The following is a 17,289-nucleotide window of genomic DNA, read 5'->3' on the forward strand; positions in this document are numbered from 1 at the left end:
TTGGTGCTTGATGCACCGCAATGCGCCCGCAAGCGTGCGTAAAAAACCCTGTTTACTGCGGCATTTTGAGTGTGTACACTGCATTCAAATCATCAAGGCGATGATGTCGCATGACCGCCCGCGGGCCAGGAGATCCAAACGTGAAGAGCAAACCAAGAATCGCAATCATCGGTGCCGGTTTGGGCGGCACCGCCGGCGCGGCGCTGCTGGCCAAGGCCGGCTTCGACGTCAAGCTGTACGAGCAGGCCCCGGCCTTTGCCCGTATCGGCGCGGGTATCCACCTTGGCCCCAACGTCATGAAGATCATGCGCCGCATTGGCATTGAAGACGAGTTGAACCGCATGGGTTCGCACCCCGACTTCTGGTACAGCCGTCATTGGCAGACCGGCGACGAACTGGCCGCGATTCCCCTGGGCGACTACGCGCTGTCACATTACGGCGCCAGCTACCTGACGGTGCACCGCGGCGACTTCCACGCCATGATGACCGCCGCCCTGCCTGCCGGCCTGCTCGCATTCAACAAGAAGCTGACCGAAGTCGAAGACCTGGGCGACGTGGTCAAGCTCCACTTTACCGACGGCACGGTTGAAGACTGCGATATCGTGATCGGCGCCGACGGCGTCAATTCCAAGCTGCGCGATGCGCTGCTCGGCCCCGAGCTGCCCAAGTACAGCGGCTACGTCGGCCATCGCGCCGTGTTCCCCACGCCGATCGACAGCGGCCCCCTGCCCTACGACATGTGCGTCAAGTGGTGGTCCGATGACCGTCACATGATGGTGTATTACGTCACCGAAAAGCGCGACGAGATCTACTACGTCACGGGCGTGCCGGAAGCCGAATGGGACATGACCAAAAGCTGGGTCCCGAGCAGCCAGGAAGAAATGCGTGAAGCGTTCGACGGCTGGCACCCTACCGTGCAATCGCTGATCAACGGCACCAAGGAAATTTCGAAGTGGCCGCTGCTGGAACGCGACCCGCTGCCCCTGTGGAGCCGTGGCCGCATCGTGCTGCTGGGCGACGCCTGCCACCCCATGAAGCCGCACATGGCGCAAGGCGCGGCCATGGCCATCGAAGACGCCGCCATGCTGGTGCGGTGCTTCCAGGAAGTGGGCGCCGAAAACCACACGCTGGCCTTCAAGCTGTACGAAAAGAACCGCACGGAACGCGCCAGCCGCGTGCAGAAGGTGTCGCATGACAACACCTGGCTGCGCACGAACGAGAACCCCGACTGGTGCTTTGGCTACGACGTCTTCAACGTGCCGCTGGTCCAGCCCTGATCGACACCCTTCTCTGACGTATAGTGCTGCGAGGCGCGCCGCCACGGTGCGCCAGCCAGGATGGTTATGGATAACGGGTACCGAAACTTCGTGTTGAACGTGAACGGCGCAGGCGCCGTCGTGCACGCGGACCCGGAAACTCCGCTGCTGTACCTGCTGCGCAATGACCTGGAACTGAACGGACCGAAATTTGGCTGCGGGCTGGGTCAATGCGGCGCCTGTACCGTGCTGGTCGACGGTGTGGCTGCCCGGTCGTGCGTGATCCCGGTCAAGCGGGTGGGCGCGCGTCAGATCACCACGCTGGAAGGCCTGTGCCGCAACGGCCAGCCCGGCACCACCCAGCAAGCCTTCATCGATGCCCAGGCCGCCCAATGCGGCTACTGCCTGAACGGCATGATCATGACGGCCGAGGCGCTGCTGCGCCGCGATCCGCATCCGTCCGAACAGACCATTCGCGACGAACTTCATTACAACCTGTGCCGCTGCGGCACCCACGTTGAAATTCTTGCGGCCGTGGCGCGCGCCGCCGCGGCGGAATGAACATGGCCAACGGCCTGCCTGCCCTTCCCACCTCTTACGACCTGACACCCCCCGACCCGGGCAACACCCTGCACGGCGTCGTACTGCGCCCGCCGCGCATGGATTGGGATGGCCAGCGCTATACCGGCATGACACTGCGTCACGCCGACGACCGCGCCCTGCGCAGGATCCCCGGCGTGTTCCCTGCAGTGATCGACCGGCACTTTGCCGGTGTGGTGGCAGTCAGCGCAGTGCTGGCCGACCAGGGTGCGAGCCGGCTGGTGGTGGAGTGGAACGCGGCGTTGCGGGAAGGAGCGAAGGCGTCCACCGGTGGCCCGGACGCTTCCGCCGGAGACGCGGATGGCATCCCCGGGCCAGAGACGTTCTCACGCGACTACGCCTGGCCGCAGGCGCAGGCTGCCGAACCGTGCTGGGCGGTCGCCTGGGTCCATGATCGGGGCGTATCGGTCTGGGCGCCGGCGACTGATGTGGGCTTGCTTCAGGCAGAGATTGCCACGCTGCTGTCGCTGGCGGTGGAGCAGGTCACCGTGCTGCCGACGGGCCAGCCCGCGCATGCCGGCGCGTTCGATGCCGCCGCAGATGCGGTGTTGTTGTCCCGGGCCGTGTACCGCCCGGTGCGGGTCCGGTCGGGAATGGCGGCGGCGGCGGTGATGCCGACGCGGTTGACGGCGACGTTGCCCTCTGCATCGCTGTCGTCCGGAAAGTTGTCGTCCGAAACGTTGTCCTCTGCAACGTTGTCCTCTGCAACGTTGTCCTCTGCAATGTTGCAGATCACCACGTTGCGGATGACAACCGGTGCGCCGGTGGTGCACCGCCCCAGCATCGCGCGCCTGCTGGCGAGCGGAGTGGCAGGCGGGGTGGCGGGCGGGATCGCTGGCAGTACGGTGTCAGGCAGTACGGTGTCAGGCAGCACGGAGCCAGGCAATAGGCGTGCAGGCAGTACCGCGTCGGGCAGCCCCTCGGCGACTAACTCCTCAGCCGACCGCCCGCCGCACCCGGTCGTGCCCTACGACGCGGCGCCTGCCATCGACTGGCACCCGGACGCCAGCCTGGACAATCTGAGCACCGGCACGACGCCCGAAGGCCTGCCCGCCGCCCAGGTGTTCGCGCTTGAATCCTTCATCGACGAAATGGCGGCGACGCGCGGGGTGGATCCCGTCACCCTGCGACTGACACAGCTTGCGCGGGACCCCCGTGGCCAGGCCTTGGTACGGACGGTCGCGGAGCGCGCTGGATGGCAGGACACGTCCCGCGGAGCGGGCCGCGGCATGGCGTACAGCAGCGTAATCGACCACAGCACGGTTCCGCCCAGCCGCACCTGGTCGGCATGGGTGGCCGAAGTGGCCGTCGACGCCGCCAGCGGCCACGTCGCCGTCACCCGCGTGGTGGTCGGTCATGACATCGAGCACCTTGCGCCCGGCCCGGTCCGGACCGCGCAGGCCCCGATCGAGCGGCAGATCGACGGGGTGACACGTGCACTGCTCGCGCTACCCGCCGGCTTTGATGACTGGGCAGGTCAGGCCACGGCCCCCGAACCCAAACCGGAACCCGACGGCGGCAGTACCGCCGTTGCACCCCGACAGGCCGCGGCAGGCACCACCGACATTACCTGGGTTGCACCAGGCGGCGACGTGGCCACGGCCCGACCCCTGGCATGGACCGCGGCCGCCGCCCTGCCCGCAGCCGCAGCGGTCGCCAACGCCATCTTCGACGCGACCGGCGTCCGCCTGCGTCAACCGCCTTTCAACAGCGACGCCGCGCGCCAGCAGCTGCGCGGCGAAACCGCCGCCCCGGAGCGGCGCATGGCCTATGCCTGGCTGGGTGGGATTGCGGCAGCGGCCGTCGGCCTGACCGCGGCCGCGCTGCCCTGGCGCCCAGCGATTGCGCCGGTACAGCCGCCCGACCTGTCGGTGTACTCGGCCGAAGCCATCGAACGTGGACGCCTGGTGGCCGCCGCCAGCGATTGCGTGGTGTGCCACACCGCACCGGGCGGCGTACCCAATGCCGGCGGCCTGCACCTGGACACGCCCTTCGGGCAGATCGTCACCACCAACATCACGCCCGACGTCGAGACCGGCATCGGCAACTGGTCGTATGCCGCATTCGAACGCGCAATGCGCCAGGGCATCCATCGCGATGGCAGGCACCTGTATCCGGCATTTCCGTACACCTCGTTCGCCAAGTTCACCGAAGCCGACATGACGGCGCTATATGCCTACATGATGGCTCAGCCCGCCGTGCGATCGACGCCGGCGCCCACGTCGCTCGCCTTTCCGTACAGCATCCGCCCGCTGATGGCGGGCTGGAACACGCTGTTCCACGACGACCAACCCTACGCGCCCGACCCCACGCAAAGCCTGCAGTGGAACCGCGGCGCGTATCTGGTCCAGGGGGCGGGGCACTGCGGCGCGTGCCACACGCCGCGCAATGCGCTGGGCGCCGAACAGCGCGGCAAGCCCGCCTTTCTGGCAGGCGGCGAAGCGGAAGGGTGGGAAGCGCCCGCCTTGAATCGCCTGTCGCACGCGCCGATTCCATGGAATGAGGGCGACTTCTTCCAGTACCTGAGCACCGGTTTTTCGCCGCGTCACGGCTCCGCCGCGGGCCCGATGGGCCCGGTCATCCATGGATTGCAGCAACTGCCGTCGGCCGACGTCGCGGCCATGGCGCATTACCTGGCGAATCTGGACGGCGTAAAGGAAACTGGGGGCACTGCGCCAACCGCCACGGTGGACACCGCCCTGCCCGCGACGCAGCTGGCCCGTATCGAAGCCGCGACCGCGCCTCGCGCCAAGGTGTTCGACGCGGCAGGCGAAAGGATCTTTGAAGGGGCCTGCGCCGTCTGCCACGAGCCCCAGGCCGGACCGGCCCTGGCAGGCATCAAGCTGTCATTGGCTTTGAACACCAACCTGCATAGCGATCAGCCCGATAACGTCCTGCAGTCGATCCTGAAAGGCATCGACAGCCCGGCCAACGATGCGCTGGGCGATATGCCCGCATTCGGCAGCACACTGAACGACAGGCAGATCGTGGACGTCGTCCGTTACCTGCGGGATCGGTTTGCGCCGGATCGCCCGGCCTGGAACAACGTCGAAGACAGGTTGCAGTTGCTGCGCAAGCACTGATGGCAGGCCAGCGGATCAGTCCGCCGCGTCCAGGCCCATCTTGCGAAGCAGGTACAGAATGGCCACACGTTCGGCCGGGTTGAGATCACCAAAAGTCAGTTCCGTGATCTGGTCGGCAAAGGGTTCCATCTCGTGCACCAGCGCTGCGCCATCGGTTGTCAGCGACACGACAACCTTGCGCCGGTCGCTGGGGTCATGATCGACGGACAACAGCCCGCGCGTCTTGAGCCGGTCGATCACCCCGCGAATCGTGGCCTGGTCGATCGCGGTGATTTTGACGATGTCGCTGAGCGAGCAAGCCCCCTTGTCCCGCACCGCGCACAGCGTCACAAACTGCGCGGCAGTCAGCTGCGAATCGGGAATGATCTGCTGGAACAGCGCCATGTGCCGCTGATACGCGCGGCGCAGCAAGTGCCCGACCTGATCGGAAAACACATAGGCCGGTTCGGGCGATGGCGCGGCGACGGACGCACGCTTGGGGGTAGATGGAGGCATCGGGGCGGCAACGAGAAGGCGACGTGCCGCCTGCGGCGGGTTGCCGACAGGCATGGAAAACGCGTGTGTACATTATATCGGCACACGCTGTAACGGACAAGGAAACATAGCGACTACCGCTTTTCCCGCCAGGCGATACGCCTGTTCCTCAAAACGCTGGGTCGCCAACCGACGCTATCAACGCGCGCCCAGTTTCGAGCGTCTACGCTGCATTCTGGTGCACGGCTCGGGCCGGGGGGACACCCTTCAAATCTGAAAAACCCGAAAATCTGCCACATCTGCGTTATCCGGTGGATCACATGGCAAATGTGGCAAAAAATGGCGTTTTCTGATTTTTAAGGGTCCCCCGGCGCGCCCCGGATCGATGTTCTGCACGTCAAATTGCCGGTCGCGACGTCACCGGAGGTTCAGCGCGTGGCGCAGATCGCCCTGAACAAGGCGTTGCGGATCCTTGGGAGCGCCGACGCGTGGGGCAACACGCTGACGGTCGCCACGGGCCGCATGGACCGCGGACCGCCACCCCTTACGCCAGGGTGTCAACGCAGACCTTGCGCAGCACCGCATCGGTAATGAACGCCTGCCAGTCGACCAGGGCTTGATCGGTCATCAGGTTTTCACCCAGGAAGGAACTGAGCGTGTAGCGATTGGAGTTGTAGAAGTAGCCCAGCGACGCGATCATCAGGTACAGATTACGCACGCTGATGTCATCACGAAACAGCCCCTGGGCCTGCCCTGCTTCCAGCACCGGCTGCAGCATCGACAGGGTCGCATCCGACATGCTTTTGACGTTGACCGACTTTTTGACGTGGATGCCACGGTGCAGGTTTTCGGATCCCAGCAAGGCCACGAATTCCGGATGGGTCAGGTAGTAGCGCCACGTGAAGTCGACGATGCGGCTGAGCGCGGCGACAGGGTCGGACGTATCCAGTTGCAGGCGGCGCTCGGCTTCGTTGAACTGCTCATACAGCGTTTCCAGCACTTCAACGAACAGCTTTTCCTTGCTGCCGAAGTAGTAATAGATCATCCGGTCATGCGATTTGGCGAGCTTCGAGATACTGTCGACACGGCCACCGGCAAAGCCGCTTTTCGCAAAGACCTTGATGGCCGCTTTCAGTATTTTCTGACGTGTCTGCTGGGCCTGCTGTGCGCGTATCCCCAGACCGCTCTGCGCGTTAGCCTTCATGGTTTCCGATCTTGGCGACGGTTGGATCACGGTGCGGGACCGGACCCCTGGCCCTCCCGCTCTCCACTGCGATCGCTGATTCTAGGGGATTTGTGTCGCACCTTCCATCACGACGAAGGTCGATCCGCGACATACCGTCAGCGTACTGCGTGTCGGGGCAGCCGACGCCTGCCCACGTCATGCAGCGACGCGCCCGCGGTCTCGGCCAGGAATATCAATGCAATGGCGCCAACCACGCAGGCACCCATCATGTAATAAGCCGGGACCAGTTCGTCGCCGGTCATACGGATCAGGCCGCTATTGAGTGCTGGCGCCGTCCCGCCAAACAGCGATGTCGCCACGTTGTACGCCAGCGCAAACCCGGCAAAACGCACTCGCGTCGGGAACATGGCCGGGAAGGTGGCCGAGATGGTTGCCAGTTGCGGCACATACAGCACGCCCAACAACGCAAAGCCAATGATGGCGCCTGTCATGCCGGTCGCCATCAACTGATACAGCGGCACGACCAGCACGAACAGCCCTACCAGCGACGCCCACCATAAGGGCTTGCGTCCGACCCGATCCGATAGTGCGCCCGCAAAAGGCAGCAGCACCATCATGAACAACATGCCGACGATGGGCACCACCAACGCCTCGTTAGGAGACAGCCCGAGCCGGCGCTGCAGATAGGTCGGCATGTAGCTCAACAAGGTGTAATTCACAACATTCAGTGCAATGACGAGTCCGCTCATCACCAGCAGTTCGCGCCAGTATCCGCCGATCAATTCGTTCAGTCCGCCCGTCGATGCCGGATGCGCGGCGGCCTCGGCACTGGCCTCGCGAAACACGGGAGTGTCCTCCATCTTCGATCGTAGATACAGGCCGATCAGGCCCATGGGCGCCGCGACCAGAAATGGAATGCGCCAGCCCCACGCATGCATGGCGTCGTCCCCCAGGGCCAGCGAAAAGCCCAGCATGAGCAAGGCACCTGCCGAAAAGCCCGCAAGCGTGCCGAACTCCAGGAAGCTGCCGCACCAGCCGCGCCTGCTGTCGGGAGCGTATTCGGCCATGAACGTTGCCGCGCCGCCGTATTCGCCGCCAGTCGAAAACCCCTGGATCATGCGCAGCACGACCAGTAATGTGGGCGCCCAGAAGCCGATGCTGTCGTAGGAAGGGATCAGCCCGACGCAGAGCGTGGCGCCCGACATCATCAGGATGGTCAGGGCAAGGACCGACTTGCGCCCCAGCGTGTCGCCCAGGGGACCCCAGAACAGTCCGCCCAATGGCCGGACCAGAAAGGAAATTGCGAAGGTCGCCAACGCAAACAAGGTGGCTTCGTCGGTCGACCCCGGAAACAATGCCGCGGACAGGTAGGTCACCCCGTACGCGTAGATGCCGTAATCGAACCACTCGGTGGCGTTGCCCATTGCCGAGGCGCCGATCGCACGCCTCAACGTCGAGGCGCTGACGGCGGCGGTGCCTTCAGTCGATCCTGGGCCTGACGGCGCAGACGTAGACAACGGGTTGCGGGACGAGTCGGTGCGATTGGCGATCCATGGCACTGGCGGGGTTCTCCTTGCAAATTCGTTGGGACAGCCGAAATTGTAGGGGACCCCTCCGTATCAACCAAACCGGGCGGTCTTGACGCCATGGCCGACCACCTGGCTCACTTGCGAAACTGGAAGTCCTCGAATCGATGCAAGGCCTCATCGATCTGTGCTTGATGCCTTGCCGCACTGCCCCCGCCGACCCAGGTCCAATGCTGGATCTGCAGACGCTGCCGAGTCCGGTCGGCCTTGATATCGATGGCCGCCACCACCTGGTCGCCCGCCAGCACCGGCAAGGCGAAATAGCCGAACACGCGCCTGTCCCTGGGCACGTAGGCTTCGAACCGATGCAGATAGCTGAACAGGCGATGCAGCCGCTTGCGCTGGATGATCAAGGGATCGAACGGCGACAGCACGTGTGTCGTGCCGGGATCGATGTCCGGCAGCGGCGCAAGGTCCGCAGGGCTTACCCAATGGGGCGCCCCACCCTCGCCCTCCAGCGCCACGGGCAACAGCTCGCCACGACGCACCCGTGTTTCGATCAGGGCGCGCACGGCAGGTTTGCGCGGCGCATCGAGATGGCACACCGAGTCCAGGCTGACCAGACCTTGCGCGCGCAAGGCCCGGTCCAGCACGTACGCCGTGCACTGCGCAGGTGTCGCCACCTTCGGCGTCTGCGTCCACCCGAAGTGCCGCGCGGTCAGCTCGTAGCGTTTGAGCATGCCCGTGCGTTCGCTGATGGTCAGCGCGCCGTCGTAGAAGGCCGCCTGCAAGGCTCGGCGGGACGGCTTGCGGCTACCCCACAGGTGGTCTTTTTCCTGCTCGATGTCATCGTCAATGTCGCGTAGCGACAGCGCGCCGTCGTCCCGGACCCGGCGGATGATCTTGCGCACGTCCTCGGGCGGCACGTTGCGATAGCCGCTGCGGGGCGAGGCGCGATGCTGCTTCATTTCCGCCAGGAAGAACGGCATGTCACGCGTCGGCACGTACGACAAGGCGTGCGTCCAGTACTCGAACACGGTCTTGTCGGTGGTCTGCGCGCAATGCAGGTCGGCCCGCCGGTAGTCCGGGATCCGTGACCAGAGGATGTGGTGATGACAGCGCTCGATGACCTGAATGGTGTCGATCTGCACATAGCCCAGGTGCTCGACGGCGCGTCGAACGGCATTGGCGCCGTCGTCGCCGTCTTCATCGCCCCCGAGCTCACCGCGCTGGCTGAACGGCGCGCGGACATCGAGCCGCTGCGCACGCAGCCAGATGCGGCGGGCGTGGGTCAGGGAAAGCGGAACGGGAGATGACGGCATGGCGGGTACATTTGGGTCGGGACAGTAGCCGGCCGCATTCTACGCCTCTGGCCAAACGCCCTGCCGCCCGGTCAAGGCGTTGCTAGCCAAGGGCGTCGCCAGGTCACGAAGCGCAGCAGCGCATCACCAAAGTCGCCGCCCGATCAGCCTGGGAATTGCATCGCCAGGCAGCGCCGCACTGATGAGATGTCCTTGCACCTCATGGCAACCCGCGAGCGCGGCTTGCGCGAGATCGGCGGTGGACGCAACCCCTTCGGCCGTCACCGTCATCCCCAACTCCGAGCCCAGGCGGGTACATGCTTCAAGCACGGCGCGCGATGCGGCGCAGGCGTTGGCGCGGCACACGAAGCTGCGGTCCACCTTCAGTTCGGTGAACGGGCCATTGACCAGCAGGTCGAGCGAGTTATGGCCCGTTCCCACATCGTCGATGGCCAGGCCGAAGCCGGCCAGCCGCAAGCCCGCCGCTGCGCGATAGAACGCATGCCTGTCGACAATCGGCGCCGTCTCGGTGATCTCCAACGTGATCGCCTCGGGTTGGCTGCCCGAGCGCCGGACCACATCGATGATGCGCTCCACGGCGCCAGGCCCTTCGACAACCGGTGCCGGCACGTTGACCGACACCGCCGTGCACGATCCGTTACGCGCCCACGCCGCCTGCTCCGTTGCGGCCTGTGCAAGCATGCGATGGGTCAGGTCGGTCATGACGCCCTGCGCCGCCACGTCCGCCATGAATGCGTCCGGCGTCAGCAGCCCTTGGTCGGGGTGATGCAGGCGGGCCAACGCCTCCACCCCGGTCAGGCGATTCGTCTGCAAGGACATTTTTGGCTGGTAGGCAATGCGCAGGCAATCCAAGGACAACAAGGAGGCCATGTCCAGCGGGCCGCACGCCGTGCGGCGCAGCGGGGCGGACACGGACGGCGGGGTGCGCGCCGGTGGCGCGCGGCGCGCGGCCACGTCGTCCAGTGACGCGCGCAGCACCTCGACCAGCAGGCCTTCACGCAGGGGATGCGGCACGCAGTCATGGATGCGCAGGTTGCGCGTCAGCGCGAACTGTCGGGCGGCCCGCAACAACGCGGCGTCGGCATCCCCAGCCACCAGGATGCGCATATCGGCGCACATCCCCGCCGCCAGGTCCAGCAGCTGGATGCCATTGAGCTGGGGCATGACCAGGTCGACGATCAGCAGATCGAAAGCCTGCGTGCGCATCAGAGACAGCGCGCGCAGGCCATTGGCCGCGTCTTCGATGTGGCTGACACCCGCCTGGTGCAATTCGAACTTGATCCGCTCGCGATGCACCGTCTGGCCTTGCACGACCAGGACGCGAAGGCTGGCGAGTTCCTCGGTTTCGAGTTGGGTGTCGACGTCGAATTGCCACATGGCATGCCCTCGTTGGTTCAGTGAATCCTGGTTCGTTGTGGGACGCACTGTCGCGCAGGTTCAAGGGCGCGTCTATCGTAAAACGTCCAGACCGGGGCGCCGACCCTTGGCGCGCTACGATGGAGGGCTGGCGGGCACCTTGCTTGCTCCTGCCCGCATGGCCTGAATTCGCGCCGCGAAAGCCCTTCTACAAGTACCAATGATCCGCAAACGACGCATTTCCCCCTCCCCTCCGGGCAACGCCCGCTATGCCGGCAGCCGGGTATTCAAGGACGTTCTGGGTTTTACCCTGCTGCACTGGCGGCGGCAGCCCTGGCGTATCGCCCTGATTGCCGGGCTGGTCCTGCTCTCGGCCCTGGCCGACGTGATGACGCCGCTGTATGCCGGACGACTGGTCGATGCCGTTGCGTCCGGCGCCGCCAGTGACGATACCGCCTGGACCGCCGCCATTACCGCGTTCTGGTTTCTTGCCGCCCTCGGCCTGGGCGGGACCCTGTTCCGACAAGTGGTGTTTTTCAACATCATCAAGCTCACGCTGAAGATGATGAGCGACATCGCCGCCAACAGCTTCCATCGCATCCAGCGTTTTTCGACCAACTGGCATGCCAACAGCTTTGCCGGATCCACCGTGCGCAAGATCACGCGGGGCATGTGGGCGCTCGACCTGCTCAACGACACGCTGCTGGTCGCCCTCTTCCCGTCGATCATCATGTTGATCGGCGCAACCATCATGCTGGGCCTGCACTGGCCGCTGATGGGCCTGGTGGTGGGCATCGGATCCATCTGCTTCGTCGGCATCATCGTCGGCATGTCGCTGGGCTTCGTGGCGCCAGCCGCCCGCCTGGCCAACGCCTGGGACACCCGCATGGGCGGCGCGTTGGCCGACGCCATCAGCTGCAATCCGGTGGTCAAGGCGTTTGGCGCGGAAAGCCGTGAAGAAGCGCGGCTGGCGCGTGTCGTGGCCAAGTGGCGGCTGCGGACCCGGCGCACCTGGATCCGCGGCACCCTCAATGGCGGCCTGCAGGGCGCTCTGCTCGTGCTCATGCAAGCTGCCATGCTGGGGACCGCCCTGCTCATGTGGTCGCGCAACCAGGCCAGCGTTGGCGACATCACGTTTGCGCTGACGATGTTCTTTGTGCTGAAAGGCTATCTGCGGGATGTCGGCATGCACATTCGCAATCTGCAGCGCTCGGTCAATGACATGGAAGAACTGGTGTCGCTGGAAAGCCAGCCGCTGGGCGTGGAAGACCGGCCAGGCGCAGGCAACATCGCCATCCGTGCAGGCGAGATCCGCTTCAACGACGTGACCTTCCGCTACGGTCCGCATGCCACGCCGCTGTACGAGCACTTTTCCATGCGTATTGCACCCGGCGAACGCATCGGCCTGGTCGGCCATTCTGGATCGGGCAAGACGACATTCATCAAGCTGATCCAGCGCCTGTACGACATCGACGCGGGCAGCATCACGATCGACGGCCAGGACATTGCCGGGGTCAAGCAGATGTCCTTGCGCAGCCAGATTGCCATCGTGCAACAAGAGCCTGTGCTGTTCCACCGGTCCTTGTCCGAAAACATTGCTTACGCGCGCCCCGGCGCGACCCAGGCGCAGATCGAAGCCGCGGCGCGCCAGGCCAGCGCGCACGACTTCATTTCGGCGCTGCCCAAGGGCTATGACACTTTGGTGGGCGAACGGGGAGTCAAGCTGTCCGGCGGCGAGCGTCAGCGGGTGGCGATCGCACGCGCCTTCCTGGCCGATGCGCCCATCCTGATTTTTGACGAGGCGACGTCCAGTCTGGATAGCGAAAGCGAGGTATTGATCCAGGAGGCCATGGAACGGCTGATGGTGGGACGCACGACGCTGGTCGTTGCGCATCGCCTGTCGACCGTGCGCGCGCTGGACCGGTTGCTGGTACTGGACCATGGCAAGGTCATCGAGGAAGGCAGTCACGATCAGCTGGTCCGCCGCCAAGGCGGGCTGTATCGTCGACTGTTCGAGCGCCAGGCGCTGGAGCTGACCAAAGGCTTTGCCGACGAGGTCGTGGCGCTTTGACCTTGAGCCGGTAAAAACTACCTAGGACGGCACGGGCGATAGGGCCTCCAGGAAGTCCCATCGCCCGTCGCCGCCACGCTTCTACTTCCGCTGCTTCAGGTGCTTTTCGACATCTGCCGCCATCACGCCTACGGCCTTGACGGCTGCCCGAAGTTCGTCTGGCGTCACGCCAAACTTTTTCGACCAATCGTGCAGTTCGTAATCCTCGTTGACGTTGATACGCAAACGGTCAGCTTGCCCTACAGCGCTTTTATCATCGGACATGGTGCCTCCTTGGGTTAAGTACGACGACTGAGCAGCAACTCCTGTGCCTTGGTTATCACCGCGTTCGCCGGGTCCGCCAGACTCGCCATGACGATCGTTGCGCGGACCTTGCCCACCCCGGTGATCGGCAGGAACCCCAGGGAGTCCCCCCGGCTGCGGGTCATGGTCCAGGGAACGATCGCCGCGCCAACGCCAGCAGCAGCGGTTCATCGAACACGTCGATGTCGGCGTCCATGGCCATCGGGCGCATCGGTGCGACGTCGATGTCTCGGAGTGGTCGGCACGCAGGCCATGTGCAGGTCATACGCGAAGCGTCGTCGACACCGTGCTCCGGCAACGCCCATCCAGTGCACGGCCATCAGTTGACGCGCCGGAATATCGGTCGCAAGAGATACGCCCCCGCCATGCCGATCGCCGCCGCCACGGCCGGCACCACGGCGGCCGCGGACCATCCGTAACGGTCGACGACAACGCCCACGGCCAGCGGCCCGAGCACCTGCCCGACATAGCTGCCCTGCATCGCCATTCCGATCGCCACCGGCACCAGTGCCGGCGTGGGGGACAGCATCGGCGCGCTGGCCACCACCGTCGACGGCAGCATGCCACCGACGCATGAAAACACCACGCATAACACCAGCACCGCCGCATGCGACAGGTCGGCCGCGAAAATGGCGACGGCGCACACACCCATCACCGCGCTGCTGAACAGGATCAACGCCCACCGCGCGATCACGCCACGTGACAACAGTTGCCCGGCGACCAGCGTGCCGATCGCATTGGTGGCCGCTGCGAAGGCGGTAAAGGCGCCGGCCGCCGTCACCGTCAGCCCGAGCCGGTCGATCAACAGCACCGGCAGGAAACTGAACAAGGCAAAGTACTGCAACGTGTAGGTCGCAAAGCAGGTCGCCAGCAAGGCCGATCCGGCGTTCCTGACGGTGCGTACCGCGCCGGCCAGCACGTCGCGCAGCGGCACCTTGACACCGGCGGAGGCTCCCCCGGCCGCCCCACCCGGCACGACCATCAGCACGAACAAGGCGGCCAGCGCCGCCAGCCCGGCCGTTGCCCACCACACCCCACGCCAGCCTTCCACGAAGCCGCCTACCGCCAGGACCATCGCCATGCCTGTGGGCATGTACGACGACCACATGCTGAAGGCCAGATCGCGGTCCTTGGCCGCGATGACGTTGCGCAGCATCGATGGCCCCGCGATCGTGATCAAGACGAATCCCAGTCCCTCCAGCGTGCGCATGGCCAGCAGCAGCGGAAACCCGTGGGATGCGGCCGCGGTCGCGCTGCCCACGGTAATGGCCGTCAACCCAGCGACCAGCAAGCGCCGCGCGCCGAACCGGCCGACCATCGACCCGACCGGGATGCCGCAGGCCACACCCAGCAAGGAGAAGATCGCCATGATCCAGCCGGCGTCGGTCAGGTCCAGCCCCAGGTCCGCCCGCAAGGCGGGAATCGTGATGACCACCTTGCCGACCTGGAACGCCGCGACGATTCCGCTGGCGACGATCGCCGACACGGCAAGCCAGTGGGTGCGCAGCGGCGGGATCGGGGGGATGGCGGGTGGGTTGGCGGGCGTATTGCCGGGTGCTGCGCCCTGTGCGCGGCGGGGGTCAGAGGCGGCCAAGGTCATGGCTCCGCGGGTGCATCGGTGTCTCGCTTATCGACGGGCGCTCTCGATGGTGGAGCGCTTCGACGCACACTATAGCGCCGGTGGGCGCGGCGGCCGCCCAACGACAAAGCGCTTCCTGGTGCACGGGGGCATCAGGAAGCACTTGGGGTCTTGCAGCGAACAGTTCGCCGTCAGCCGGGCAGGCCCGGCTTTGTCATGATCAGAAGTCGATCGATGCCGACAGCACGAACGTGCGTGGCGAACCCACGGCCACGTAAGTGCCCGTCGTCAGCCAGTAGTTCTTGTCGAACAGGTTTTCGATGTTGGCGCGGAACACGACGGACTTGCCCGAGATGTTCGTGCGGTAGCGCGCGCCCACGTCGAAACGCGTCCAGCTGTCGAAGCGCTGCGTGTTCGTCACGTTCAGGTTGGAACCGCTGGTGTACACGGCGCGGCCGTTCAGGGCCAGGCCCTGCACCCACGGGGTGTCCCAATCGAGGCCAGCGCTGGCGGTGATGGCGGGAACGCCCTGGACGGTGTTGCCGACGTTGGCCGCAGTGACCGAGCTGGTGACTTCGGGCTCGGTGAATGCCACGCTGGCAATGCCGCGCAGGCCACGCTGGATCTCGCCGTAGGCTGACAACTCAAGGCCGCGGTAGCGGGTTTCACCGGTGTAGCCCAGGACTTGATTGCCCACCGGGCCAGTCGCCTGCGAGAGAGGACGCGTGATTTGGTACAGCGCGGCGCTCGTGGTCAGGCGGCCGAAGTCAGCTTTCACGCCGGCTTCAAGCTGCTTGGATTTGTAGGGGGGCAGGATCTCGCCGCGGTTGAGGTATTGAGTACCAACGATCGTGCCTCGCGTCAGACCCGCCGTGTAGTTACCGTAAACCGAGACGTTCTGGATCGGCTTGAACACGATGCCGGCGAGCGGCGACACCGCACTCGCCTTGTAGGGTGCGGTGGCGATGCCAGTAGTCGTACTGAAGCTGTCCACGCGAGCGGTCTGGTCACGCAACCCGAGCGTGATCAGCAGACGATCGTCCGCGAACGACATGGTGTCGCTGATGGCTACGCTGTGCAGTGTCGTGTCTGAAGCCAGGCGAGGGTCGAGACGCGACGCTGCAACCGGCACCAACGGGCTCGGGTTGTAGATGTTCGACGGGAAGCCTGTAGTAGTGTCCGGCGCGTTGGTGCCCACCGTAAAGGAATTGCCGCTCCTCTGCGTCAGCTGCGTGAACCCTGCGTTGATGGTGTGCTTGATCGGGCCGGTATTGAGGCGCCACCGCACGCCCGCGTTCGCGCTCACGGTATGGGAAAACGAGTCATAGAAGTTGTTCCGCACCCGGAAGTCGCCCGCGCTGTTGACTGCGGAAACCGACTGCGGGAAGACCTGTTCGGCGGTGCCGTCGCGATACCCGATGCCGCCATAGACCGCCACGGCGTCCGTCACGTCGTACTCAAGCCGTGTCGCAATGACGTTATCCCGCTGCACCAGCGCCGTACCCGGATACCAGTTCGCCCGAGCATCAGGTGGCGAGGGGATGGCGCCGATGGCGTCAAGGCTGATCTGCGGGCGGAAGTTGTCCGTGTCGTCGCGCTGCACGATGGCATCCAGGTACCACTTCAGACGGGATCCCTGATAGTCCAATGCCAGCGCGCCCAACTGGGTTTTCTGATCGCCGCCGTTGACCGTGCCTTCGCCGCCCCGCACCAACCCGTTGAAGCGGATGCCCCACTCGTTATCCTTGCCGAAGCGGCGACCGACATCGACGCCCACCGCCAGGTTCGACTTGCTCGTGAAGGTCGTGGTCAGGCGGGTCAGTGGCACATCGCTCGCGCGCTTGGTCACCACGTTGATGCTGCCCCCGACGCTGCCGCCCGGTGCGATGCCGTTGATGAGCGTGGCGGGCCCTTTCAGGATTTCCACGCGCTCCACGAGCTGTGCCGGGACCCGGCTTGCCGACAGGCCGTACAGGCCATTGATGGCCACGTCGCCCGCGCCGACCGCCAAGCCACGGATCGTGAACGTATCGTCAAAACCGCCCGTCCCCGTGGTCAGCCGCACCGACGCATCGTTCACGACGATGTCCGCCAGGGTGCGGGCCTGCACGTCTTCCACCGCTTGCGACGTGAAGTTGATGGTGCTGAACGGCACATTCATCGCGTCGCTCGTACCCAACAGACCCAGGCTGCCGCCCCGCGCGACCTGCCCGCCCGGCGCTGGCGGCTGAAGGCTGGCGCCGGACGTGCCGACCACGTCCACCTGACCCAGTGTGGATGGAGTCTGTGTAGCCGTCTGCGCCAGCGCATTGCCGGCAATCATGACCAGCCCGATACCCGCCAGATGGCGAACGATCGGACGCAGGACAGGGGCAGCGCCGCGCGACGAAGCGGAGCGTGAAGAGTGCGAGTGAGGCATCGATGGGTCCAGAAGCACGGCGGACGGCGCCATGCGGCAATGAGAGAGAGATAACGAATCGCCGCTAATGATAACAATACTCACTTGTGTTTCTCTACTCATTTGATGCGAACC

12 protein-coding genes are annotated in these 17,289 nt (G+C 65.2%); 4 read left to right on the forward strand and 8 right to left on the reverse strand.

Annotated elements, in window-relative coordinates; translation table 11 throughout:
* Positions 1–140: 140 nt before the first annotated feature.
* The 3 genes from IE116_RS05705 (at position 141) to IE116_RS05715 (ending at position 4,939) form a co-directional block, all read left to right on the forward strand.
* The gene (locus IE116_RS05705) at positions 141–1,277 is read left to right on the forward strand and encodes an FAD-dependent monooxygenase (protein ID WP_189610573.1); all 1,137 of its coding nucleotides are present in this window, start codon (positions 141–143) and stop codon (positions 1,275–1,277) included.
* A 66-nt stretch (positions 1,278–1,343) separates the two neighbouring features.
* Entirely contained in the window at positions 1,344–1,817 is a 474-nt protein-coding gene (locus IE116_RS05710; protein WP_189610574.1) for a (2Fe-2S)-binding protein, read from the forward strand.
* A gap of 2 nt (positions 1,818–1,819) precedes the next feature.
* Complete coding sequence (locus IE116_RS05715) at positions 1,820–4,939, forward strand: cytochrome c (protein WP_229828010.1); 3,120 nt, start codon at positions 1,820–1,822, stop codon at positions 4,937–4,939.
* Between the two features lie 15 nt (positions 4,940–4,954).
* Here the strand turns inward: IE116_RS05715 and IE116_RS05720 are convergent, their stop codons facing one another.
* The 5 genes from IE116_RS05720 to IE116_RS05740 all read right to left on the reverse strand — a co-directional run bounded on the left by IE116_RS05720 (position 4,955) and on the right by IE116_RS05740 (position 10,824).
* Positions 4,955–5,434: a MarR family winged helix-turn-helix transcriptional regulator gene (locus IE116_RS05720; RefSeq protein WP_189610576.1), complete on the reverse strand. Its 480-nt coding sequence runs from the start codon at positions 5,432–5,434 to the stop codon at positions 4,955–4,957.
* Between the two features lie 523 nt (positions 5,435–5,957).
* Complete coding sequence (locus IE116_RS05725; protein WP_189610578.1) at positions 5,958–6,617, reverse strand: TetR/AcrR family transcriptional regulator; 660 nt, start codon at positions 6,615–6,617, stop codon at positions 5,958–5,960.
* Between the two features lie 137 nt (positions 6,618–6,754).
* On the reverse strand, positions 6,755–8,023 hold the full coding sequence (locus IE116_RS05730; RefSeq protein WP_189610580.1) for an MFS transporter: 1,269 nt from the start codon (positions 8,021–8,023) through the stop codon (positions 6,755–6,757).
* A gap of 239 nt (positions 8,024–8,262) precedes the next feature.
* Complete coding sequence (locus IE116_RS05735) at positions 8,263–9,447, reverse strand: winged helix-turn-helix domain-containing protein (RefSeq protein ID WP_189610582.1); 1,185 nt, start codon at positions 9,445–9,447, stop codon at positions 8,263–8,265.
* A 123-nt stretch (positions 9,448–9,570) separates the two neighbouring features.
* Positions 9,571–10,824: an EAL domain-containing response regulator gene (locus tag IE116_RS05740; RefSeq protein ID WP_189610584.1), complete on the reverse strand. Its 1,254-nt coding sequence runs from the start codon at positions 10,822–10,824 to the stop codon at positions 9,571–9,573.
* A 199-nt stretch (positions 10,825–11,023) separates the two neighbouring features.
* Here IE116_RS05740 and IE116_RS05745 point away from each other — a divergent pair, with 199 nt between their 5' ends.
* Positions 11,024–12,874, forward strand: coding sequence for an ABC transporter ATP-binding protein (locus IE116_RS05745; RefSeq protein ID WP_189610586.1), 1,851 nt, complete (start codon positions 11,024–11,026; stop codon positions 12,872–12,874).
* A gap of 81 nt (positions 12,875–12,955) precedes the next feature.
* On the opposite strand, the gene IE116_RS05750 is transcribed toward IE116_RS05745, so the two are convergent.
* From IE116_RS05750 to IE116_RS05760, 3 genes are all read right to left on the reverse strand, one after another.
* Positions 12,956–13,138, reverse strand: a complete 183-nt coding sequence (locus tag IE116_RS05750) for a DUF3606 domain-containing protein (RefSeq protein ID WP_189610588.1) — start codon at positions 13,136–13,138, stop codon at positions 12,956–12,958.
* Between the two features lie 358 nt (positions 13,139–13,496).
* On the reverse strand, positions 13,497–14,771 hold the full coding sequence (locus IE116_RS05755) for an MFS transporter (RefSeq protein ID WP_229828011.1): 1,275 nt from the start codon (positions 14,769–14,771) through the stop codon (positions 13,497–13,499).
* 205 nt (positions 14,772–14,976) lie between these two features.
* A complete protein-coding gene (locus tag IE116_RS05760; RefSeq protein WP_229828012.1) occupies positions 14,977–17,175 on the reverse strand; it encodes a TonB-dependent receptor in 2,199 nt (732 codons plus the stop codon).
* Positions 17,176–17,289: the final 114 nt, after the last annotated feature.

Source organism: Pigmentiphaga litoralis, from assembly GCF_014651835.1.
Lineage (GTDB): Bacteria > Pseudomonadota > Gammaproteobacteria > Burkholderiales > Burkholderiaceae_B > Pigmentiphaga > Pigmentiphaga litoralis.